Consider the following 22,890-nt stretch of genomic DNA (forward strand, 5'->3'; position numbering starts at 1 on the left):
TTTGAGCGCTTTACTCCCACTCCACCGTGCCGACGGGTTTGGGAGTCAGGTCGTAGGCCACGCGGCAGATGCCGGGGACCTCGTGGGTGATGCGGTCGGTCATGCGCTTCAGCAGCGCCCAGTCAAGCTCCGGCACTTCGGCGGTCATCACGTCCACGGTGTTGATGGCGCGGATGATGGCCGGCCACTCGTAGGCGCGCACGCCGTCGCGCACACCGGTGGCGCGCACGTCGGGCACCACAGCGAAGTACTGCCAGGCGCCCACGTTCGCCGCCTCCATCTCCTCGCGCACGATGGCGTCGGCCTCGCGCAGCGCTTCCAAGCGGTCACGGGTGATGGCGCCCAGGCAGCGTACCCCCAGGCCCGGGCCGGGGAAGGGCTGGCGCTCCACCATGTTCTCCGGCAGCCCCAGCTCGCGGCCGACGACGCGCACCTCGTCTTTGAACAGCAGCTTTACGGGCTCCACGAGGTCGAACTGCAGATCGTCCGGCAGGCCGCCCACGTTGTGATGGGCCTTCACGCCGTCCTGGGACTCCAGGATGTCGGGATAGATGGTGCCCTGGGCGAGGAAATCAACCTCGTCGCCCACCTTGCGGGCCTCTTCCTCGAACACGCGGATGAACTCGCCGCCGATGATCTTGCGCTTGGTCTCCGGCTCGTCCACGCCGGCCAGCAAGTCCAGGAAGCGGTCGGTGGCGTCCACGTACACCAGATTCGCGTCCATCTGGTTCTGGAACACGTCGATGACCTGCTCCGACTCGCCCTTGCGCATAAGGCCGTGGTTCACGTGCACGCACACGAGGTTCTTCCCGATGGCCTTGATCAGCAGCGCCGCCACCACGCTGGAGTCCACGCCGCCGGACAGGGCCAGCAGCACCTTCTTGTCGCCGACCTGCTCTCGAATGGCGGCCACCTGCTCGTCGATGAAAGCCTGGGCCAGCTCGGGCGTGCTGATGCGCTCCATGTCGTCGGGGCGAACGTTCTGATCCATAGGAACCTCCTCGCAAATTCGGGTCGTGATTCTCTCTGGGACGATTATAGCGAAGGCCAGGTCTGGGTGCGCTCTTCCTGGGGGAACTTCTCGAGGTTTCAGGCGAGCGCCCTCAGTAACTCAGCCCGAAGGCCCACAGGGGGATGACGTTGCCGTGGCCGTATTCGATGTCGTCCTTTACGATGAACCCCTGCGCCGCATCGCGAATCTGCCTCGCACCCTTGCTTTTGCCGCCTACCTCGAAGGTGGCGCCGTCGATTTGAAAGTCAGAGATCGGTGAGCTGAAGACCTTCTGGTTGACACGCATCTGATTGAAGAAGAACGTCTCGCGAACCGTGCCGACATCCGGGGCTCCGTCGCTTAAGTTGTGAAGGATGTTCGTGTTGTCCAGGTAGACTTTCTCGACCTTGCCCAGGGCATTGATGCTCGACGAGGGCTCACGCAGCTGGGCTGTCATGCCTGCTTTCTCGATGAACAAAAGGTAGTCCTCCAGGTTGTTGCGGCTGGCTCCAATCTGCGAGGCTAGTTTTGCCATGCTGGGTTTGAAGGGGGCAAGCGTGCTGGCAAGGGCCATGAGCTTGCGCAGCTTGCGACCTGTCGAGGCGTTCATGTTCGCGAACTGGGGAATGTCCACTTCGAGCGTGCGGTTGATGACCTGAGCGAGCTCGATGGAGAAGTCGGGGTCTTGCCCGAAGGGGTAATAGCCGCTGATGAGGTATTCCCGAAAGTAGGGGAGGGGGTGGGTTACCCCGGGAATGGAGGCCCGGTGCTCGATGATGTCCTCCAGGGAGAAGGCCGGCGTCTCTATTCCGTGGCGCATGGCGAGGAACTCGCGGAAGGAAAGGCCCTGCAGGTGGTACTTCGGTGCCCGACGACTCAGATCCGCCTCGCCGCGCTCGATGTCGAGGATCGACGAGCCCGTGAAGTACACGTGCATATCGGGGAACGAGTCGTAGATGGCCTTCAGCTCGCGGGACCATCCCTCATATTTATGAATCTCATCGAGATAGAGGAATGCGCCGCCGCTTTTGCTGAAAGCCTCGGCCGTATCAAAGAGCGTGTGGTCCGAGAAGTACAAGTTGTCGGCCGAGGCGAAGAGTGCCCGGTCGGTCTGGTTGGCATGCTTGATATGCTGCAAGAAGAGTGTGGTTTTGCCGACGCCTCGCGGTCCGACGAGGCCGAGCATGCGATTGTCCCAGTTGATGCGGTCGTAGATGTACCGGTGAAATTCGCTCGTCGTGTTCTCGAGCAGGCGGTACATGGTTTCGTAGAGGCGTTCCATGGCCGATCCTTCAATGAATGCACTTATTGAGTGCAGAAATTGTACCATAAGTGCACTCATTGAGTGCTATATCTAGGAAAAACCTGCACTTATTGAGTGCATGTTTGGAACAGCTGGGCTGGGGCGTGGGGTGATGCCAGGTTGTGGATGGGCGGCCTAAAGGCCGCCCCTGCGGGTGAGCAGTGCATGGTGGTGACAGGCTGGGGAAGGGGGCGGGTTGCTGCAAGCGAGCCGTCGGCACGGGGGCAGTCGGTTGGCTGTTCGGCTCCCCTAGGCATCCAACGCGCGCACCGACTTCGGCAGGTACATGACCAGCCCCAGCGCCAGGCACGCCAGGCCGTCGACGAGGAAGAACGGCGCGATGCCGATCCACTCGGCCAGCACGCCGCCGATGGCCACGCCGATGGGGGTGGCCAGACCCATGGCGGCCGTGAGCAGGCCCATGGCGCGGCCCATCTTCTCGTCAGCCACATGACGCTGGGTGAGCGTCATGGTGGGGCCGTTGAACCAGGCGCAGGCCACGGCCATGATCACGACCAGGGCCAGGAAGGCGGGGAAGCCGTCGGTGGGCAAAAGACCGCAGGCAGCGGTGGCAACGCCCACGATCATGCAGGCCACGGCGATGAGCCCGGCCAGGCGCTTGCCACCGCCCCAGGCCATGAGAATGCCCGAGCCCACGAGCATGCCCGCGCCGAAGGCCGCCTCGGTGAGCGATGCCATGTAGCCGTCGCCGCCGAAGTGGTCGTAGGTCATGAGCGGGAACACCGCCGACATCGGCCCGAAGATCATCATGCCTACGGTCACGCCGCCGATGAGCAGCACCAGGCCGCGCGTCTGCGCGATGGCCCGCCAGCCGTCGCGCAGGTTCGCCAGCACGTGCTGCTGGGTGGCAGTGGCATCCACCACCGTGGGGATCTTCGCCAGGGCAAGGCCGCCGATGGCCACGCACGCACCAGCGAAATCGAGGAACATGACCGAGGAGAACCCGAGGGTGGTGTACAGGAAGATGCCGAAGGCCGGCGCCCCGATAGAGGCCACCGAGGCCAGTAGCTGATCCAAGGTGTTGATGCGCAGCAGGTGCTTGTCGGGCACGAGCATGGGCATGGCGGCCATCATGGCCGGCCCGTGGAAGGCCTGACCCACGGCGCGGCCCATGCACACCACCAAAAGCAGCGGGATGGACACATCGCCGGTCAGAATGAGCAGGGCCGCCACCAGCGAGATCGCGCCCACGGCTCCGTCGGCGACAATCATGATGATCTTGCGGTTGTGCTTGTCGGCCACAATGCCGCCGAAGGGCGACACGAGCCCGATGGGCAGCATCACGCAGATGTTCATGATGGCCAGCATAAGCGCGCTGCCGGTGCTCTCGGTGACGTACCACACCACCGCGTATCCGGCGGCGTAGCTGGTGATCATGGACACAGCCTGACCGGCCCAGATGAACGCGATAATGGCCAGCCAGTTTCTCGGCAGCGGTAGGCCGGCCGCGCTCAGGGGCTCCTCGTTGTTGGGGACGGCAGTCTCGGCTGCGGTGATGTCGGGGATGGCGTTGCCAGTCACTTCGAAAGAGTGTGGGGAATGTTCGGTCATGGGAATCTCCTTATAAAGGTAAGGCCGAGCGCGACGGAACGATTCGCGTGGGGCTCAGCATGGGGTTGCGGAAGGGGTTGCGCCACCTATTTCAGGTGGCAAAAGGCATCGCAACGAGAAGTTGCGGAAGGCGAAGCGGTGCCGAAGCGTCGTGCCGCACTGTGCGGAGCGCAAGGGGGCGGCGCGACAAAATGTTGCGCTCATCGCACGGCTTCGCTGCCGATATATTAGATTACGAACCTTCCGGCCATCAAAACACCCACCTCGATAGATTCCAAAGTTCGCCCAGTGTACGGGAGTATTTGCTGTCTGTCAAACCGTCCACGGCTCGGGCTCCTCACGTCAGCACAGGGTGACAGGCCGCTATACTGGGTCGCGCAAGCGAAGAAAGGGCGCTCGGGAAGGAAGGACGCGCATCATGGTGGAGCTGACGAAAGCGAACTTCGACGCCCAGGTGACTGAGGCATCGGGTCTGGTGCTTGTGGACTTCTGGAGCCCCGGGTGCGGCCCCTGCCGCATGATGGAGCCGGTGCTAGAGGCGGTGGCGGCGCGCCATCCCGCCGTGCGCTTCGCCAAGCTGGATGCGGCGGCGAACCCCGATATCGCCTGGGCCTTCAACGTGGTCAGCGTCCCTGCCTTCGTGCTCTTCCGTGACGGGGTGCCCGTCGGCGAGATCGTGGGCGCGGTTCCGGCCCGGCGCATCGAAGAGCTGATCGCGCCCTAGACGGGGCACCCGCTCCTGGCTTCGGCCGGCGCCCCTCCCAGTACTGCCCCCTGGCGTTGCCCACGCCTCTTTGCTGCCCGCCGCTTGCATCTCTCCTCGCCGAAACTCTTGATTTCCTTTCGCTTGTTCGACTTTGGCCAACTGCGCGGGGTGCCGTCGTGCTACGATGGCACGGATCAAGACGGGCGGCCTCGGAAAATGGGCTGACCTGGGGTATCGAGTCGTGAGAAGGAGAGCCAATGGACGTCTTTCGCCGCCTCTTCCATGCAGGGGAATCTGCGGGCGATGCCGTTGGGGCGACCGAGGCAGCGGTGGGCGTCAAGGCCGACGCCGAATGCGCCGAGAATGCCGCGATCTCCCAGGAGTTCCTCGACCGCTTCCCCGGGGGCATGTTCCGCTATGCCGCTGACGATAGCGATGAGATCGAATACGCCAATGCCGGGCTGCTGCACCTGTTCGGCTGCGATGACAGGGATCAGTTCGTTGCGCTGACGGGCGGCACGTTCGCGGGCATGGTGCATCCCGCCGACCGCGATCGCGTGCTTGGCGAGATCCGCGAGCAGACCACTGACAGCGCCGATGACCACGTGCGCTACCGTATTCAGCGGGCTGATGGGGCGGTGCGTTGGGTGGAAGACTGGGGCCATCTGGTGGAAGACGGCGCGGGCAAGCGCTGGTTCTACGTGACGGTGATGGATATCACCGATCAGGTGCGCGACGAGGAGCAGCTGCGTCGGGCCAACGAGCGCCTGGAGATTCTCACGGCCCTGTCGAGCGACGTGCTCTTCGATATCGAATGCGCTTCGGGCGATGCCCATGTGTACGGCGACTTCGAGGGCCGTTTCGGCCGCGCGCCGGAGCAGGGCGACTTCGTGGTGCACCGCCGCTGCCAGAAACCCTGCACCCTGGCCATCACCTCACACGATCTCTCGCCGCTCATGGAGCAGATCGGCGAGAACAGCCTCGTAGATTTCGAAACGGCCACGCTCGGTCCCGATGGGGAGCCGGTGTGGTACCGCTACCAGTCGGTGGTGCTCTACGATGACGAGGGCGCGCCGCTGCGCCACGTGGGCCGATTGCTGGATACCAACGAGGCCGCTCAGCGCGAGAGCCAGTTCCGCCGCAAGGCCGAGCGCGATAGTCTCACGGGGCTGTACAATCGCGCCGCTGCCCTCGATCGCATTGAGACGGCCCTGCGCGCCGAGATGCGCCCCTGCACGTTGATCGTGGTGGATGTGGACGACTTCAAACTGGTAAACGACACGTACGGCCATTTGGAGGGCGACGTGGTGCTGAAGGAGCTGGCGGTGTTCCTCACCCAAGTGATGCGCAAGGAGGATATCGTGGCCCGCATCGGCGGTGACGAGTTCCTCATCTTCGCGCCCGGCTTGGTGGCCGGTCCTGCGACCGATCGCGTGCTGGAGCATTTGGCCCGCGGCCCCTTCGCGGCCCAACGCGCAACCGATGGCGCGGGCCGTCGCGGCAGCCACGCGGCGCCTTCCATCAGCATCGGTGCGGCGTGCTGCGTGACGCCTCCCATGCCCTTCGAAGAGCTGTTCGCCGTGGCCGACAGCAGCCTGTACCAGGCCAAGGAGGCCGGTAAGGCGCGCTACCACCTGACCGTCATCGGCTAGACGGCCTGCTCGCTCGCTGTACGCGCGCCGACGGATGCGCGCAACTTCCCGTTACCCCGCCTTCTGCGCCAGCAGCGGGCCATCGCAGCGCAGTGTGGCGCGCTGCGGGGCGCTGCGTACCAGGTGGGCCAGCTCGTCCACCGAGCGGGGAAAGTGGCAGCGGTCCAGGTCGCACTGGTCAAAGAACCCGTGGTCGACCATGGAGGCCAGAAAGGTGCGCAGCGGGTCGTAGAACCCGTCGACGTTCAACAGGAAGCACTCGTGGGGCCCCATGTCCAAGCGCACGCGGGTGAAGATCTCTGAGATTTCCTCCAGAGTGCCCACGCCGCCGGGCAGTGCTACGAACATCTCGCCCAGCTCGATCATCTTCGCCTTGCGCTCGCCCATGGTGTCACACACGATCAGCTCGGTCAGGTCGTGCTGGGCCACGCCAGCCTCGATGAAGAACGCCGGCTCCACGCCGATCACGGGAGCGCCGCCCTCGATGGCGGCGCGGGACACCGCCCCCATCAGCCCTACGGAGCTGCCGCCATAGACCAGGGCGTGCCCCTCGCGGGCGATCCAGGCGCCCAGTTCGCGGGCGGCCTTTTCGAAAAGCGGGTCGTCGCCGAAGTTCGACCCGCAATACACGGTGATGTTCATAGGACTCTCCTCCTAAGTACGTTTCAGCTGGTCGGAGAACCTAGAAGCATAGCACCGATGTTCTCGCGGGGCAAACCGAACTGGCAGCGGCACCAGCGCGAAGCCGGCCGGCGCGTACTCTTACGGAGGCCAATCACTTCACTTACTTTGCTGTCACTTTTGCTGCGCGGCGTTCTTCCCCGCGCTATGCTGGCCACTCAACGCGGCGAGAGAGAGGCGGCCCATGGGTGCGATCAAGAAATTTCTGGGGAGCTACGGCGAAAACTTCGCCTTGGCCCTGTTGCTGTGGCCGGTGGTGTCGCTCATGCTCACACTGCCCATTTTGGCCTACCTCTACCATCGCGACGGACGTCTGCGCTTCGGATCGTTCGTGGGCACCTACCTCACGGTGCTGTACGCCATCGGCATCGTGTGCTTCACGCTGTATCCGCTGCCCTCCGGTGATAGGGGCCTCGGCATCACCTACGGCGTGCCGCCCAACTACAATCCGCTAGCTTTTATTGGCGACATTCAGAAGGACGGCCTGAAGGCGGTGTTCCAGCTGCTGTTCAACGTGGTGTTCTTCATGCCCCTGGGCTTCATCGCCGGTCGCCTGCTGCGCCTGCGTTTTCCGACGGCCGTGCTGCTGGGGGCTGCCGTCTCGGCCCTCATCGAAGTGGCGCAGCTGACGGGGCTGTTCGGACTGTACCCCTTCGCCTATCGCTGCGGAGATGTGGACGACCTCATCACGAACACCCTGGGTGCGGCCGCGGGCTGGCTGTGCGCTTGGCTGCTGGCCCGCGTGGTGCCGCCGGGAAAGCTGGCCGACGCCGAGCCCACCGATCGTCCGGGGTTCGTGCGCCGCTGCGTGGCTCTGTGGATCGACCTGGTCATTGTGTGGCTTGCGGCCGTGGTGCCTTACGGCATTGTGGCTCTGGGGATGGAATTCGCCGGCTTCGGCGCGCCTGTGCTGCCTGGCTTCACGGCCAGTCAGGTGGCCAACTTCGCGATTACCGGCTGCGGGGTGGCAGCTCTCGTGATCGTGGAGGTGGTTGTTCCCTGGTGCCATGACGGCTCCACCCCTGGTGGCTCTTTCGTGCGCATGACCTGCGAGATGCATCCGCGCACTTTCTGGTGCCGCGTGCTGTTCTACCTCGCGCGGTCCGCTACGCTGGTGGCGGTCTGCTACTGGTTCCCCGAGGCGGCCCTGATCCTGCTCATCTTCTACGCCATCAAACGCGAGATGCCCTACGACCTTATTCCCTAGGGGCCCGCTTTTTGTGCAGGTGCTCGGCAGCTTGCGGGGTGCCTGTGCCGCGCGCGGATGTGAAACCCGTTCGCAACGGGGGTCGTGCCATAATGGGCGGCGGCCTGGGGAAGGCGGGCGCGGTGCCGACCGCGCTGCCTCCCGGGGCGGTCCTCTGCCCAACGCGACGATTCGAGGTTTCTGTGAGCGATACCAAGACCGTGCCCACCATGGGCGCCCCCGATGCCGATGATGCTGTCTACGACGGACGCACCCTCGGCGCGCCGAAGATGACCATCTTCGGCGTCCAGCACATGTTCGCCATGTTCGGCGCCACTATTTTGGTGCCGACGCTCACGGGCCTGTCGGTGTCGGCGACCCTGCTGTTCGCCGGCTTGGGCACGCTGCTGTTCCACTTCATTTCCAAGGGGAAGGTGCCGGCGTTCCTCGGCTCTTCTTTCGCGTTCATCGCCGGTTACGCGGCCATCGCGCCGAACGGGGAGGCGCATCTTCTGCCCTACGCTTGCTTGGGCGTGGCCTGCGCGGGCCTGCTGTATCTGGTGATTTCCGCCCTGTTCAAGGTGTTCGGGCCCCGGCGGATCATGCGTTTCTTCCCGCCCGTGGTCACCGGCCCCATCGTCATCTGCATCGGGCTGATCCTGGCCTCGTCGGCCATTGCGAACTGCGAGACGAACTGGCCTGTGGCGCTGGTGGCCATCATTATTATCGTGATCAGCAACATCTGGGGCCGCGGCATGATCCGTATTATCCCCATTCTGCTCGGCGTGATCGGCTCCTACCTGGCCGCGGCCTTCGCCGGCGCCGTGGACTTTACGCCCGTGGCCGATGCCGCCTGGATCGGCCTGCCGGTGCTGTGGGATAACACGGTGTTCTCGCTGTTCGGCGCCGATTTCGACGCGGGCCTGGCTATCACGGCCATTATCACCATCATGCCGCTGGCCTTCGCCACCATCATCGAGCACATCGGCGACATGTCGGCCATCAGCTCCACCTGCAATCGCAACTACATCGCCGAGCCCGGCCTGCACCGCACCCTGCTCGGTGATGGCCTGGCCACCATCGTGGCGTCGCTGTTCGGCGCCCCGGCCAATACCACCTACGGCGAGAACACCGGCGTGCTCGCCCTGACCCGCGTGTTCGATCCGCGCGTGGTGCGCATCGCCGCCTGCTTCGCCATCCTGTTCTCGTTCTGCCCGAAGTTCGCGGCGGTCATTTCCTGCATGCCGGCCTGTGTGATCGGCGGCGTGTCGCTCGTGTTGTACGGCATGATCTCGGCCGTGGGCATCCGCAACCTGGTAGAGAATCACGTGGACTTCATGATGAGCCGCAATGTGCTGATCACGGCCCTGATTCTGGTGCTGTCGCTGGGCATCGCCTACAGCGCGGCCGGCGCTATCACCTTCGAGGTGGGCGGCGTGACCGTAGCGCTGTCGGGTCTGGCCGTGGGCTCTATCGTGGGCATTGCGCTGAACATTATTCTGCCGGGAAAGGAGGAGGGCTGGGATGGTGGCCTGGCCGCCGAGGCCGAGGCCGACGACGTGCCCCTGCCCCTGGAGGCCGAGGTCACGAACTTGCCCATCGCTGAGAGGTAGGCGGACGCGCGCATCTCTCCGGAGTGTCCCGGGGAAGGCCCCCGTGCTCGGTCAGGTCCTCGCTTTCGAAAAAACGGGTGTAACGAGGATACACCCGTTTTTCCGAGACTGCGGAATCTGCGCGCGGGGGCCTTCCCCGGGACACTCCTGCGTTATTGGGCTTGCGGCTCGGGTGCCGGCGCGGCCTCGTGGTCGCGGAGCCATTGGGCGAGCACTACCGCCTCGTTCTCCTGCTTGTTGCGGGCCGCGTAGAGCAAGGTGACGCGCGGGTAGGCGGCCATTTCGGGACCTGCCAGCTTCTTTGCGAAGGCCAGCGCTTCAGGGTTGGCGTTCAGCTCTTTCACGTACTTCTCCTGGAAGGCGGCCCAGTGGGCGGGGTCGTGACCGAAGGCCTTCCGCAGCTCCGTTGAAGGAGCGAGGAACTTCGCCCACTCGTCGTAGTGCACACGGGCCCGGGTCAGGCCGCGAGGCCAGAGTCGATCGACGAGCACCCGGTAGCCGTCGCTTTCTTCGTAGGGCTCGTATACACGTTTGATCTGGATTTTCATCGAGGATGCCTCCTTGAGATGCTGGTGAGTCAACTCCGATTATCGCGCATGCCCCGGTCTCGCGGCGTCGCTCTGCGGGTCCTGTAAGCAAACCGCCCTTCTCTTGTTATGGAAGTGCTCTCGGCAAGTAGGGCTTCAAAACAAGAGGCGCGGCGGAATCGGCTCGAAAACCGATCCACCGCGCCTCGCTCGGTGACGTTGCGTGACGGTGCCCTACAGGGCCAGGCGGTAGATTTCCGCCGCGTCCTCCAGAGTCAGCCTCTTGAAGCTACCGAAGGGAACGCCCTTGTTCTGGGCCAGGGTGGGCAGCATCTTCGGGATGTCGGCCTCCTCCACACCCAGCTCGGCCAAGGTGGTGGGCATTCCCAGGCTCGCGAAGAAGCTGCGGGTCTCGTCGATGGCCGACAGCGCGTCGGCGTTCGCGTCGCCGGTGGGGGTGAGCCCGAAGACCGCCTGGCCGTAGAAGGCGAAGCGGGTCGGGTTCTCGCTGTACACATATTCCATCCAGGCGGGGAACATGACCGCCAGGCCCGCGCCGTGGGTGATGGCCGGGTCCAAGGCCGACAGCTCGTGCTCAAGTCCGTGGGTGGCCCAGTCCTCGTGGCGTCCCACGCCGGCGAGTCCCTGGTGGCAGAGCATGCCCGTCCACATGATGTTCGCGCGGGCGTCGTAGTTCTCTGGATCGGCCAGCACGCGGGGCGCCTCGGCGCGGATGGTGTTCATGAGCGACAGGTTCAGGTTGTCGGTCACGGGCACCGCGCCCACGTCGTCGAAGAAGCGCTCCAGCAGGTGGCAGTACATGTCCGTGAGGCCCGCGGCTGTCTGGAAAGGCGGCAGGGTGAAGGTGAGCTCGGGGTTCATGAAGGCGAACTTCGGGCGATGGGCGTTGTTGGCATAACCGGTCTTCAGGCCCAGCTCGTCGTTGGAGACGACGGTGTTCTTCGAGGCCTCGCTGCCGGCGGCCGGAATGGTGAGCACCACGGCGATGGGCAGCACGTCGTGATCGAGGGCCTTCGTCTCGAAGAGCTCCCATACGTCGCAGTCGACGCAGGCGCCGTTGGCGATGGCCTTGGCCGAGTCGATGACCGACCCGCCGCCCACGGCCAGAATCCAGTCCACACCACCCTCCTTGCACAGCCGCACGCCCTCGCGCACCAGCGTGATCTCGGGGTTCGGGCGTACGCCGCCCAGCTCGATATGCTCGATACCGGCGGCGTCGAGTGACGCACAGACGCGATCGATGAGTCCCGAGCGGCGGGCGCTCTCGCCGCCGAAGTGCACGAGCACGCGGCGGGCGCCGGCTTCGGACAGCTTGGCGCCGACCTGCTCCTCGGCGCGGCGGCCGAACACGAAGTGGGTGGGGGAGACGAATTCGAAGTTCTCCATGAAAGTCCTTTCTATTGGGCGATACGGTCGAGTAGCTCTATTTTTTTGCGCACGGCGTCGACGATGGTGGCAACGCGGCGCTCGGGGATGTTGGGGTTCTTCGCGAGGATGATGCCCACCTGCTCGGCATAGCCGTCCAGCAGGGCGGCGTCGTACCAGTCGAAGTAGCCGTCGAACAGGCGCAGCTGGTCAGCCGGCTTCATGCCGTTCATCTTGAAGGGCTTGGCCATGTACAGAAAGTCGCCGGGAACTTCCAGCAGCTCGGCATTGGACCACAGGCACGACCCCGTGTCGAACACCGGTGCGATGCCGGTCACCTCCAGGGTTTCCACGTTGCGGATGATGCCGAAGTTGCGGTAGTGGCGGTCGCGGTTGGCCAGCACGAAATCGCCGGCGAACATCTGGGCGAGCGCGGTCATGGTCTCGTCGCGATCAAGCCCGAGATCTTCCAGCCGCTTCACGTAGAACCCGAGGTCCGACAGGTTGTTCGGCTGCTTCACGTTGCGGATGACATCCCAGGCGGCGATAAGCTCCTCGTCGGGTCCCAGCAGGTTGGCGCAGGCGGAATAGATGCGGCGTCCGTCCTCGAACAGCTCGTAGGGCGTGAACGTGCCGGGCTCCATGATGCGCTCGTGCAGTGCCGTGGCAGCCACCTCGTTGTAGGGCTCCTGATTAACGAAGCCCACCCCCGATTTCAGCAGCACGCGCTTCCCGTTCACGATCTTCCACTTCTTCAGGAGGTCGCCGCCGAGGGTGCTGTTGGGCGATGACAGGTTCACCGTGTGGTAGTCGGGCGCATCGGGGGACGAGCCCGCCGAATCCTGGCCGAGTGTGAGGAAGCCCAAATCGTCGGAGAAGTCGTTGTCGAAGAAGTTGACGTCGTCCCAGCGCTTCGGGTCGTCCTCGTCGTTGAGCCAGTAGCGGTCGGAAAGCGAAAGCCCGAAGCTCTTCTCGGCCAGCACTAGCGTGCTTTCCAGCTGCAGGTTCTCGAGCAGACGCTTGATCTGCGCACGCGAGGCTGGAATGGCGCGGTGGTGCCACCAGTAGTTCAGCTCGGCCTTCGAGATCTCGCCGTGGCGGTCGGTAAGCCCGAAGGGCGCTGCCTCGGGAGCGATCACCGTGCGGATGCGCACGGCCTTGTGGTCGTCCAGGTCGTAATCGAACGAGAGCACCGGCGTGTTCTTGTTCATAAGCGTGTAGTGGGCAGTCGCCATCGACTCACCGCCTTCCAAAGCCCTTTCATACAACGTCCCCTCATTATAAGGGAGGCGGCGTTGCGCAAGCGCAATAAGCGGAAAACCTCGCGGCGTCTCGCCTCGACTGCCCCTTCGGGGCTCAGGATTGAGGTTGGCTGGCGTGGGCGTCGCTGGCATCGCGGCCGCTGCCGGTATGGCAGGTTGCGCGCCGAGCGAGCCCTTGTCTTCCACTGCGGAATCGGGCGAGAGCGGCGCAACGACCACGGTCAAGCATTCCTGGGAGGTCAAGCCCGAGCCCATTACCGACATCGCGGAAACGGTCGACGCCGGCCGTGTTGTGGGGGCTATCGCCAAGGGCGAGGACGGCGTCTACCGCCAGTACAATGCCGGCAAGGGCGTGGTGCTGTGCACGGGAGACATCGGCGGCAACGAGGAGATGGTCGAGACGTTTCCCCCGGTGTCCTTGCGCCCCGACGGTATTTTCTATATGCCCGACGGCTGCAACGACGCGCTGGGCCATCAAATGGCCCTCTGGTGCGGCGCCGACTTCCAGCATGATCCTGCCGCTCCCATGACCCATGCGGTCGCCGGCCCCGGTCAGGTTCTGTCTTGCCAGGACATCGGCTGGCTGATGGTGAATCGCGATGGTCGTCGTTTTGTGGACGAGAATACTCCCGCTGCCATCGAGGCCGGTGTGGAAGAGGGCGTTATGTGGAAGGCCGACACCCTGGAGGATTTGGCGGCGCAGCTTGGGATCAAGGGCACGGACACGTTCCTCGCCACCGTTGAGCGCTACAACACGCTGTGCGCGGAGGGCCATGACCGCGACTTCGGCAAGGACGACAAGTGGATGAAGTCGAGCATCGTCACGCCGCCGTTCTACGCCACGAAGGTGACGGCCATCACCATGACGATCCAGTTCGGCCTCAACTGCAACGACCAGCTGCAGGTGTGCGACGCGGACGACAACCCCATTGAGGGCCTGTACGCGGCGGGCAATACCTGCGGCAACTTCTTCGCCTGCGACTACCCGCTGCTGACCCCCGGCGTGAGCCATGGTCGCGACATCACGTTCGGCCGCGTGCTGGGCGAGGCGCTGGCCAAGGGCGAGAAGATCACCTTCGAGGAAGCCTAGGGGCGCACTGTCTTCATCCGAGCGCTTCGGTTCTCCCTCCCGCCGAGAGCGCATGGCAAACGGGGAGCCTCGTTGCGGGGCTCCCCGTTCTGCGTGGCGGCCGGTTGGCGCGCTTTCTGGATTGCAGAGGATGTAGCGGCTGAGCGGTGCTTGCGGGACGGGATGGCGCCAGTTTGGGCAACGGGGTTCGGGGCCGTTGCGTCTCTTTTGCCGTGCAGTGCGACGGTCGTCGAGAGTCGCTCGGCCTAGCGGCGCTACAATGGGGAAGATTTCGGAAAAGGAGGAACCCCATGACCGTACTGTTCGTGAACGCTTGCTTGCGCGGCGAGGAATCGCGTACCCTGAAGCTGTGCCGGGAATATTTGGAAGGCTTGGAAGAGGTGCAGGAGGTTGATCTGGCGCAGCTTCGGCTGGAGCCCTACTACGGAGAGTCGGCGGCCTACCGCGCCCAGCTGGAGAAGGACGGCCAGTTCGATGACCCGATGTTCGATCTGGGTCGGCAGTTCGCCGCGGCCGATGAGATCGTCATCGGCGCGCCCTACTGGGATCTGTCGTTTCCCGCGGCGCTGAAAGTGTACATCGAGCACGTGGCCGTTATGGGTATGGTGTTTCACTATACCGAGGAGGGCCGCTGCGAGGGCCTGTGCCGCGCGAAGCACCTCACCTACATCACCACGGGCGGCGGCAACGTGGCTGCCGCGAACTTCGGCTACGAGTACCTGCGCGGCATCGCCGGCATGTTCGGCATTCCCGAGGCCCGTTTCGCCGCTGCCGAGAACCTGGATGTGGTGGGTGCCGACATCGAAGCGAACCTGGATGCAGCCCGCGCCCGGCTCGCCGAGCTGAAAGCGACGCGGTAGGAAGCGGGTCGCGGCGTGGCGCGGGGCCCGTGGCGACTTGCGGGTTGCGCTGGCCCGCGGGTCGCTAGCCTTCCAGTTCGCGCGCCAGGTAGCGGCCGGTGATGCTTTTCGGGTTGGCGGCCACCTGGGTGGGCGTGCCCGTGGCGACGATACGGCCGCCAGCCTCCCCGCCGCCCGGACCCATGTCGATGAGGTAGTCGGCATTGGCGATCATGTCTAGATCGTGTTCGATGACCACCACGGTGGCGCCCTGCTCCACGAGGCTCTGCAGCACGGCGATGAGCGTGGCTACGTCCAGCGGGTGCAGCCCGATGGTGGGCTCGTCGAAGATGAAGAGCGTGTCGCTCTGGTCGCGGCGCATCTCGCTGGCCAGCTTCAGGCGCTGGGCCTCGCCGCCGGAAAGCGCCGGGGTGGCCTCGCCCAAGGTGAGATAGCCCAGGCCCAGATCGCGCAGGGTTTCCAGTTTGGCGCGCACCTTCTTCTGGGGCGCGAGCGCTGCGGCGGCCTGGTCTACGGTGAGCGACAGCAGCTCGGGCAGCGACAGGGTGGCCATGGCGTGGAAGTCGTCGGCGCGGCTGGATGCGCCAGGGTTGGCGCTTTCCGTGGCGGGAGCGCTGGGAAATGCGTCGGACCCGCCTTCGGCACTGCTGCCCGGGTAGTCGTCAACAGCCATCTGGATGGCGTCGGCGGCTCGGCCGTAGCGGCTGCCGCGACAGTCGGGGCAGGGGATGTCCACATCGGGAAGGAACTGCACATCCAGGGAGATCTGCCCCGTGCCGTCGCAGGTGGGGCAGCGCAGAGACCCGGTGTTGTAGGAGAAATCGCCGGCCTTGAGCCCCGCAGCCTGGGCCTCGGGCAGCTTCGCGAAAGCGCGGCGTAGGTCGTCCAGCACCCCGGAATAGGTGCCCACGGTGGATCGCACGTTCACGCCGATGGGCGTGGCGTCAACCAGATCGACCCGGGCGATGCCGGGCGCTTCCACATCCAGCACATGACCAGGCAGGGGCTGTCCGGCTAGGGCCGCCTTCAGGGCCACGACAAGGCTCTCCAGCACGAGCGTGGTCTTCCCCGATCCGGATACGCCGGTGACGCAGGTGAGGCGTCCCTGGGGAATGGCCACTTCCAAGGGTTTCACCGTGTGAAGCCCGTCCATGGTCAGGCGGATGGAGCCCTCGTCGAACAGGTGCGGAGCGGCCACGGGAGTGCGCACCCGCACCTTTGCGGTGCCGCTCAGGAAGGGCCCGATGCGACTGGCCGGGTTCGCCTCCACCGCGGCCACCGGCCCCTGGGCGATAATGCGGCCGCCGTCGGCTCCCGACCCGGGCCCGATCTCGATGAGGTGGCTCGCGTGGCGCAGCACGGCCACGTCGTGGTCCACCATCACGACGGAGTTCCCGTCGGCCAGCAGGTCGTCCATGACCCCCAGCAGCCCCTCTACGTTGGCCGGGTGCAGCCCGATGGAGGGCTCGTCCAACACGTAGAGCACACCGGTCGTGCGGCTGCGCACGGCGCGGGTGAGGGCCACGCGCTGGCGCTCGCCATTGGAAAGGGTCTCGCTGGCGCGGTCGAGGGTGAGATACCCCAGGCCCAGCTGCTCCAGCCTTTGCATGGGCTCGGCCATCTCACTGGTGATGGCATCGGCCATGGAGCGCATATCGGCCGGCAGCCAGGAGGCCACCGTGGGCAGCCAGTCCCGCAGCTCATCCAGGGTGAAGGCCGTCACTTGGGCAAGGTTCAGCCCGTCGATCTGGCTTTCCCGGGCCTTCTCCGACAGGCGCGTGCCGTGGCAGGCGGGGCAAACCGACTCGCAGAGGAACTTCGCCACCCGCGCCATGCCCTTCTCGTCCTTGGCCTTGGCCAGGGCGTTCTTCACGGTGTTCACGGCGCTGTAGAAGGTGAAGTCCAGCTCGGTGGCGTGGTCCTTGTTCTTGGGCACGTAGAGGATGTGGCGCTTCTCCATGGGGCCGCGCAGCACCATGTCCTGCTCGGCGTCGGTGAGGTCTTGGAAGGGCACGTCGGTGCGCACGCCCATTTCGCGGGCCACCTGGGGCATGAGCGACCACATGAGCTGTCGCCACGGAGCCACGGCGCCTTCGTCTAGGCTGAGGGTGGGGTCGGGCACCAGGGTGCTCTCGTCAATGTCGCGCACTACGCCCGTGCCCCCGCAGGCGGGGCAGGCACCGCCGCTGTTGAAGGCCAGGTCCTCGGCAGAGGGACCGTAGAATTCCACGCCGCAGGTAGAGCAGGTGATGGGTTGCTCGGCCGCCACGTTCAGGGTCGGCGCGTTGCGGTGGCCGTTGGGGCAGCAATGGGCGCCGAGGCGCGAGACCATGAGCCGCAGGTAGTTCAACAACTCGGTGGAGGTACCGAAGGTGGAATGCACGCCGGGCGTGCCCGGCCGCTGCCGTAGGGCCAGGGCGGCGGGTACGTGCAGCACCTCGTCTACCTCGGCGCGGCCCGCTTGGGCGATGCGCCGTCGCGTGTAGGTGGACAGCGCTTCAAGGTAGCGACGGCTGCCCTCGGCGTACAGCACGCCCAGGGCCAGCGAGCTCTTGCCCGATCCCGACACGCCCGCGATGGCCACGAGCTGACGCAGCGGCACCTCAAGCGAGAGGTTCTTCAAGTTGTGCACCCGCGCCCCGCGCACCTCGATGGCGGTCGGCTCGGTGAAGGTGGCGGAGACGGCGGGGTTCTCGTGCGGTGTGATGGCGGCTTCGACGTGTTCCATGGGGCTCGATTCTCGCGGAAGATATGCAAAGCGCCCCGCGAGATGCGGGGCGCTTTCAAGTTCGTGGAGCCAACGAGCGGATTCGAACCGCTGACCTACGCATTACGAGTGCGTTGCTCTACCAGCTGAGCCACGTTGGCGAAACACTTCTTTCGAAGCGGCTGCTTAGTATAGCGAAAGCGCGGGCGTGGCGCAAGCGGCTATCTGGGAAAGCGCAGCACAAGGTGGGCTGCGGCCAGCTCCGTGGTGGGCGGGTTGCGGGGGTCATTTGAATCTGGGAAGGATTATAGGGTGGGTCGCGCCGCCCACGGTATACTGATCGGCATTGGAAAATCCGCAGAGGGGAACCGTTACCCTCCCGATAAACGTTGAGGTGCGTCCATGAGCTTGAGGTTTACGCTCGCGAGGGCCGTTGGGGCTGCGTCCACCTGGGGCCTGAAGCATGTGGCCCATCGACCGGCCGCGAATCTGCCGGGGCGCATGGCCCTGGCCATTGACCCGGCGCTGCTGGACGAGCTGCGCGGCAAGTGCGCCGAGGGTTCGGTCATCACCGTGGGCACCAACGGGAAGACCTCCACGAACAACCTGCTGGCCGATGCTTTCGAATCGGCGGGGCGCACCATCATCTGTAACCGCACGGGAGCGAACCTGGCGGCGGGCATCTCCTCGGCCCTGCTGCAGCAGCCGGCCGCCCAGTGGGGTGTGTTCGAGTGCGACGAGCTGTGGCTTGCCCACGTGCTGCCGCACCTGCGCTCGAACTACGTGGTACTGCTGAACCTGTTCCGTGATCAGCTGGATCGCTGCGGCGAAATCGACCGCATCCAGACGTCCATTGCCGGGGCGCTGGCGGCCTCGCCGGGTACCGTGCTGGTATACAACGCCGACGATCCGCTGTGCGCCTGCATCGCCGATACGGTGGCGAACCGCACGGTGGCCTTCGGCTTGGCCGAGTCGATGAATCTGGCTCAGAACACCGTGGCCGATGCCCAGATGTGCCAGAAGTGCGACGGCATGGTGCAGTACCATTACCGCCAGTACGGCCAGCTGGGCGACTACTACTGCACGGCCTGCGATTTCGCGCGGCCCGCGCTGGACTACGCCGGGCGCGCCGTTCGCCTCACGCCGGCGGGGGTGTCGATGGAGGTGTGCGGGCCTGCGGCCTGCGAGCAGGTGCGCACGCCCCAGGCGACGCCCTATGCCGCTTACAACCTGGTGGCGGCCTACGCGCTCTGTCGCGAGGCGGGCATCCCGACGCCGGCCTTCCAGCGTGCGGTGGACGCTTTCGACCCGCGCAACGGACGTTTGCAGCGCTACCGTCTCGGCGGTCGCGACGTGCTGCTGAACTTGGCGAAGAACCCCACGGGCTTCAATCAGAACCTGAAGATCGTGGAGGTGGACCGCGGGCCGAAGATGGTGGCCTTCTTCATCAACGACCAGGTGGCCGACGGCCGCGACATCTCCTGGATTTGGGATATCGATTTCGAAGAGCTGGTCGGCCAGGAAGACACTGTGGTGTTCGCCGGGGGCTCGCGAGCCCATGATCTGGCCGTGCGCCTGAAGTACGCGGGCATTACGGCGGCGGTGATCGAGAACATCGAAGACGCGTTTATGCGCCTGGGAGCGCTGACGGCGGCGGGTGTGATGCCGGCCGATGCGGCGGTCTACGCCATCGCGAACTACACGGCCCTGCCGCCGGTGCACGCGGCCTTGGATGCCATGGAGGCGGCCGAGGGCGGCTCGGGGCGCGAAGCGGTTGGGGCTGCGGAAGCGGCTGCGGGAACGGAAGAGCCGCGGGCGGTAGCCGGGGAGGTGGCTGGTGCTGCGGCGAAGGATGCTGCCGGGATCGCCGGGCCCGCCGAGGTCGCTGGGGCCGTGCCCGCGTCCGAGCTCGCGCAGCCGGCCGGCTCAACGGCATCTGTGGTGATCGCCCATCTGCTGCCTGACCTGCTGAATCTCTACGGCGACGGCGGCAATGTGCGCATACTGGAACAACGTCTGCATTGGCGCGGCATTCCGGTGGAGGTGCGCCGCATCACCCATGGCGAGACCGTGGACTTCTCCACCGTTGACCTGGTGTTCATGGGAGGCGGTCCCGATCGCGAGCAGAAGCTGGCGAGCGAGCAGCTGCTGGCCATGCGCGACGATCTGGCCGCTTACGTGGAGGCCGATGGCCCTCTGCTCGCCATTTGCGGCGGTTATCAGATTCTCGGCACGCAGTGGTTGTGGGGCGACGAGCTGGTGGAAGGTTTGGCCCTCATCGATATGGAGACCCGTCGTCCGGGCACGTCGGCCAATCGCCTCATCGGCGACATGATGCTGACCTCGCCCTTGGCCAGCCGCCCCGTGATCGGTTACGAGAACCATGCCGGCCGCACCTATTTGGGCACTGGCGTGGAGTGCTTCGGCCGCGTGGTGGGCAAGGCGGGCTTCGGCAACAACGACAGCGAGGGTGTGGAAGGCGTGCGCTATCGCAATGTGGTGGGCACCTATTCCCACGGCCCGTTGCTATCGAAGAACCCCGAAGTGGCCGATTGGCTGCTCGCGCGGGCCCTCGAGCACTGGGCTGAGCGCACGGGTGGCGCTGCTCCCGCATGGGAGCCTCTCGATGATGCGGCGGAAGTCGCCGCCAACGAGGTGATGGTTCGCCGCCTGTCGTAGGGGCGCGATTATCGTGGCAAAATTATGGATATACTGCCACTGTCCTATGGCTTTTCGCTGGTAATGGGCCGTCTTTTCTTGCGCGGTGAATCCATTTTTACCAAAATGTAACCTCGATGAAGAGGTCTGTGGCTGCGCGCCATGGCAGAAATACCAACGAAAGCGAGACCGCACAGGATGGCCCAACCATCAGGAAACAATCACAACCCCCGCGCTCAGCGTGGGCGACACGCCTCTCAGCCGGTGGGCAAGGGCGCTCCGCGTCATTCCCAGCCCGTATCTTCCTCCCGTTCGCCTCATCACTCCCAGCCGGTGGGCAATCGCCAGCCGGCCCTGGATGGCCGACAGGCCAATTCCGCGCCCCTGCTGTCGGCGGCCGAGGTGAATCCCTATTCGCGTTCCGCGGCCGGTGACGATTACGCCTACGACCGCCGCCGCAAGAAGCGCCGCCGCATCGCTTTGGGCGTGCTGGCTGTGGTGCTGGCTGTAGCCTTGGGCGGCATCGGCATGGCCTTCGCCTATATCGGCAAGATCGAGTCCCAGCTCAACGTGGGCGTCACCGAGGAAGTTCAGCAAGCCCTCGAGAAGCCGGCGGAATACGACGGTGGCACCTTCTACATGCTGCTGTTGGGCACCGACAAGTCCAAAGAGCGCGATGCCGCCAACGAGTACGGCGACTCCTATCGCTCCGACTCCATGATCCTCACCCGCGTCGATCCGCAGAACAAGAAGGTCACCATGGTGTCGCTCCATCGCGACACCGAGATCGAGATCGATGGCTACGGCGCCCAGAAGCTGAATGCCTCCTACGCCATTGACGGGCCGGCTGGCGCCATCAGGGCCGTGTCCCAGATGGCCGGCGTGCCCATTTCCCACTATGCCGAGATCAACTTCGACGGCTTCAAGGACGTCGTCGATGCCCTGGGCGGTGTGGAAGTGGATGTGCCCATGGAGATTAACGACGACATGGCCGGCGGCCATGTGGATGCGGGCCTGCAGACTCTGAGCGGCGAGCAGGCGCTCATTTTGTGCCGCGCCCGTCATGCCTACGACGAGTACGGCGACGGCGACCGCTACCGTGCGGCCAACCAGCGCCTCGTGCTGGCCGCTATCGCCAAGAAGATCCTGTCGTCGGACGTGACCACCATCGCGAATACCGTGGAGACCATTTCCCAGTATGTGACCACCGACTTCAAGATCGGTGATATTCTGGCTCTGGCGAACTCCCTGAAGGACATCGACCCCGCAACAGACATCTATTCGGCCATGGAGCCCACCGAAAGCGAGTACCGTAACGACACCTGGTACGAGAAGCTGGACAAGCAGGCCTGGACGACTATGATGAACCGCGTGAAGCAGGGCCTGCCTCCCACGGAGGAAGACGTGGTGGACGAGCTGAACGGCACCGTGCTTGCCAGCGCGGGCGATGGCGCCGGCGGTGGTAGCGACAACGAGACCGGGGTGCAGTCGTCGAATGCCGGCGGCAAGACCTTCGGCGAGACGCGCACCGGCGTGGTCACCATCAAGAACGGTAACGGGGTCAACGGCGTGGCCGCTGAGGCGCTCGAGCGCATCAAGCCCTTGGGCTACACGGCCGATGCCAGCAACGCCAATTCCTTCAACTACGAGGAGACGGTGGTCGTCTTCGACACACCGGATCAGCGCGTGTACGCCGAGGAGCTCATCGATGCCCTGGGTTGCGGCCGCGCTGTGCAGAACTCTGGCGGCGAGTATATGTACGAGGGTGACTTCCTTATCCTGATCGGTTCGGACTGGGAGTAGGCGCCTCGCACGTGAGCGACCGCAGAGGGCCTCGGGGTTTCCCGGGGCCCTCTTGTCAGTAAAGGAGACCCATGCGATTCGTTTCGTGGAACGTGAACGGCATCCGCGCCGTGCTGAAGAAGAACTTCCTGGAAGTGTTCGATGCCTTCGACGCCGACATCTTCGCCCTGCAGGAAACCAAGTGCCAGGTAGGCCAGGTGGAGCTGGATCTGCCCGGCTACCACCAGTATTGGAGCGCCGCCGAGAAGAAGGGCTATTCGGGCACCGTGGTGTTCACCCGCGAGGAGCCCCTGCGCGTGCTGCACGGCCTGGGCAACGACTATCTGGATGCCGAGGGGCGCATTGTGGCCTGCGAGTTCCCCGGTTTCTGGTTCGTGGACGTGTACACGCCGAACTCCCAGAACGAGCTGGCCCGCATCGACCACCGCATGGAATGGGACGACGCCTTCCGCGACTTCTGCAAGGGGTTGGAGGCCGGCATCCTGCCGAGCGGCGAGGCGAGCGACCCGAAGCCTGTGGTGATGTGCGGCGACTTCAACGTGGCTCATCAGGAGATTGACCTGAAGAACCCCGGTCCCAACCGCGGGGCCTCGGGCTTTTCTGACGAGGAGCGCGGGAAGTTCACCGAGCTGTTGGATGCGGGCTTCACCGACACCTTCCGCCTGCTGCATCCCGAGGAGATGGGGCGCTACACCTGGTGGAGCTATCGGTTCCGCGCCCGTTCCACCAACGCGGGATGGCGCATCGACTACTTCCTTGTGAGCGACGCCCTGCGTGATGCGGTGGTGGCCGCGAGCATCTACGACGACGTAGAGGGCTCCGACCACTGCCCCGTGGGCCTCGATCTGGATCTTGCGTAAGGGCGTCTGCGTCTCCCGCGGCTTCAAAGGGAC

At 65.0% G+C, this 22,890-nt stretch carries 17 protein-coding genes and 1 tRNA gene; 9 read left to right on the plus strand and 9 right to left on the minus strand.

What is annotated here, in order from left to right:
- Window positions 1-10: 10 nt before the first annotated feature.
- The 3 genes from guaA to G503_RS0100500 form a co-directional block, all read right to left on the minus strand.
- Window positions 11-991: a glutamine-hydrolyzing GMP synthase gene (guaA, locus tag G503_RS12905; RefSeq protein WP_084636175.1), complete on the minus strand. Its 981-nt coding sequence runs from the start codon at window positions 989-991 to the stop codon at window positions 11-13.
- 112 nt (window positions 992-1,103) lie between these two features.
- Window positions 1,104-2,273, minus strand: a complete 1,170-nt coding sequence (locus G503_RS0100495; RefSeq protein WP_028026037.1) for an ATP-binding protein — start codon at window positions 2,271-2,273, stop codon at window positions 1,104-1,106.
- A 270-nt stretch (window positions 2,274-2,543) separates the two neighbouring features.
- Window positions 2,544-3,866, minus strand: coding sequence for an MFS transporter (locus G503_RS0100500; RefSeq protein WP_084636176.1), 1,323 nt, complete (start codon window positions 3,864-3,866; stop codon window positions 2,544-2,546).
- A 418-nt stretch (window positions 3,867-4,284) separates the two neighbouring features.
- Here G503_RS0100500 and G503_RS0100505 point away from each other — a divergent pair, with 418 nt between their 5' ends.
- Window positions 4,285-4,590, plus strand: a complete 306-nt coding sequence (locus G503_RS0100505; RefSeq protein WP_035021223.1) for a thioredoxin family protein — start codon at window positions 4,285-4,287, stop codon at window positions 4,588-4,590.
- 239 nt (window positions 4,591-4,829) lie between these two features.
- Window positions 4,830-6,224: a sensor domain-containing diguanylate cyclase gene (locus G503_RS0100510; protein WP_028026040.1), complete on the plus strand. Its 1,395-nt coding sequence runs from the start codon at window positions 4,830-4,832 to the stop codon at window positions 6,222-6,224.
- A gap of 51 nt (window positions 6,225-6,275) precedes the next feature.
- Here G503_RS0100510 and G503_RS12910 read toward each other — a convergent pair whose 3' ends face one another.
- Complete coding sequence (locus G503_RS12910) at window positions 6,276-6,866, minus strand: LOG family protein (RefSeq protein WP_051190783.1); 591 nt, start codon at window positions 6,864-6,866, stop codon at window positions 6,276-6,278.
- Between the two features lie 223 nt (window positions 6,867-7,089).
- On the opposite strand from G503_RS12910, the gene G503_RS0100520 reads away from it, so the two are divergent.
- A complete protein-coding gene (locus G503_RS0100520) occupies window positions 7,090-8,112 on the plus strand; it encodes a VanZ family protein (protein ID WP_028026041.1) in 1,023 nt (340 codons plus the stop codon).
- Between the two features lie 209 nt (window positions 8,113-8,321).
- Window positions 8,322-9,704, plus strand: coding sequence for a uracil-xanthine permease family protein (locus G503_RS0100525; protein WP_306812420.1), 1,383 nt, complete (start codon window positions 8,322-8,324; stop codon window positions 9,702-9,704).
- A gap of 152 nt (window positions 9,705-9,856) precedes the next feature.
- Here the strand turns inward: G503_RS0100525 and G503_RS0100530 are convergent, their stop codons facing one another.
- The 3 genes from G503_RS0100530 to G503_RS12915 all read right to left on the minus strand — a co-directional run bounded on the left by G503_RS0100530 (window position 9,857) and on the right by G503_RS12915 (window position 12,852).
- Window positions 9,857-10,252: a DUF488 domain-containing protein gene (locus G503_RS0100530; protein WP_028026043.1), complete on the minus strand. Its 396-nt coding sequence runs from the start codon at window positions 10,250-10,252 to the stop codon at window positions 9,857-9,859.
- Window positions 10,253-10,465: 213 nt separating this feature from the next.
- The gene (locus G503_RS0100535) at window positions 10,466-11,638 is read right to left on the minus strand and encodes an iron-containing alcohol dehydrogenase (protein WP_028026044.1); all 1,173 of its coding nucleotides are present in this window, start codon (window positions 11,636-11,638) and stop codon (window positions 10,466-10,468) included.
- 11 nt (window positions 11,639-11,649) lie between these two features.
- Window positions 11,650-12,852: a hypothetical protein gene (locus tag G503_RS12915; protein WP_051190784.1), complete on the minus strand. Its 1,203-nt coding sequence runs from the start codon at window positions 12,850-12,852 to the stop codon at window positions 11,650-11,652.
- Window positions 12,853-12,994: 142 nt separating this feature from the next.
- Between G503_RS12915 and G503_RS12920 the strand changes: the two genes are divergently transcribed.
- Together G503_RS12920 and G503_RS0100550 are read left to right on the plus strand one after the other, a co-directional pair.
- The gene (locus G503_RS12920; protein WP_156891840.1) at window positions 12,995-13,969 is read left to right on the plus strand and encodes an FAD-binding protein; all 975 of its coding nucleotides are present in this window, start codon (window positions 12,995-12,997) and stop codon (window positions 13,967-13,969) included.
- A gap of 290 nt (window positions 13,970-14,259) precedes the next feature.
- Complete coding sequence (locus G503_RS0100550) at window positions 14,260-14,829, plus strand: NAD(P)H-dependent oxidoreductase (RefSeq protein WP_028026045.1); 570 nt, start codon at window positions 14,260-14,262, stop codon at window positions 14,827-14,829.
- Between the two features lie 64 nt (window positions 14,830-14,893).
- Here the strand turns inward: G503_RS0100550 and G503_RS0100555 are convergent, their stop codons facing one another.
- Window positions 14,894-17,557, minus strand: coding sequence for an excinuclease ABC subunit UvrA (locus G503_RS0100555; RefSeq protein WP_169628133.1), 2,664 nt, complete (start codon window positions 17,555-17,557; stop codon window positions 14,894-14,896).
- A gap of 64 nt (window positions 17,558-17,621) precedes the next feature.
- Window positions 17,622-17,697 (minus strand) — tRNA-Thr (locus tag G503_RS0100560).
- Window positions 17,698-17,938: 241 nt separating this feature from the next.
- On the opposite strand from G503_RS0100560, the gene G503_RS0100565 reads away from it, so the two are divergent.
- From G503_RS0100565 to G503_RS0100575, 3 genes are all read left to right on the plus strand, one after another.
- Complete coding sequence (locus G503_RS0100565) at window positions 17,939-20,215, plus strand: MurT ligase domain-containing protein (protein ID WP_028026047.1); 2,277 nt, start codon at window positions 17,939-17,941, stop codon at window positions 20,213-20,215.
- Window positions 20,216-20,392: 177 nt separating this feature from the next.
- The gene (locus G503_RS0100570; protein ID WP_084636177.1) at window positions 20,393-21,997 is read left to right on the plus strand and encodes an LCP family protein; all 1,605 of its coding nucleotides are present in this window, start codon (window positions 20,393-20,395) and stop codon (window positions 21,995-21,997) included.
- A 71-nt stretch (window positions 21,998-22,068) separates the two neighbouring features.
- On the plus strand, window positions 22,069-22,857 hold the full coding sequence (locus G503_RS0100575; RefSeq protein ID WP_028026049.1) for an exodeoxyribonuclease III: 789 nt from the start codon (window positions 22,069-22,071) through the stop codon (window positions 22,855-22,857).
- Window positions 22,858-22,890: the final 33 nt, after the last annotated feature.

The sequence above is a fragment of the Adlercreutzia mucosicola DSM 19490 genome (assembly GCF_000422625.1).
Classification (GTDB): domain Bacteria; phylum Actinomycetota; class Coriobacteriia; order Coriobacteriales; family Eggerthellaceae; genus Adlercreutzia; species Adlercreutzia mucosicola.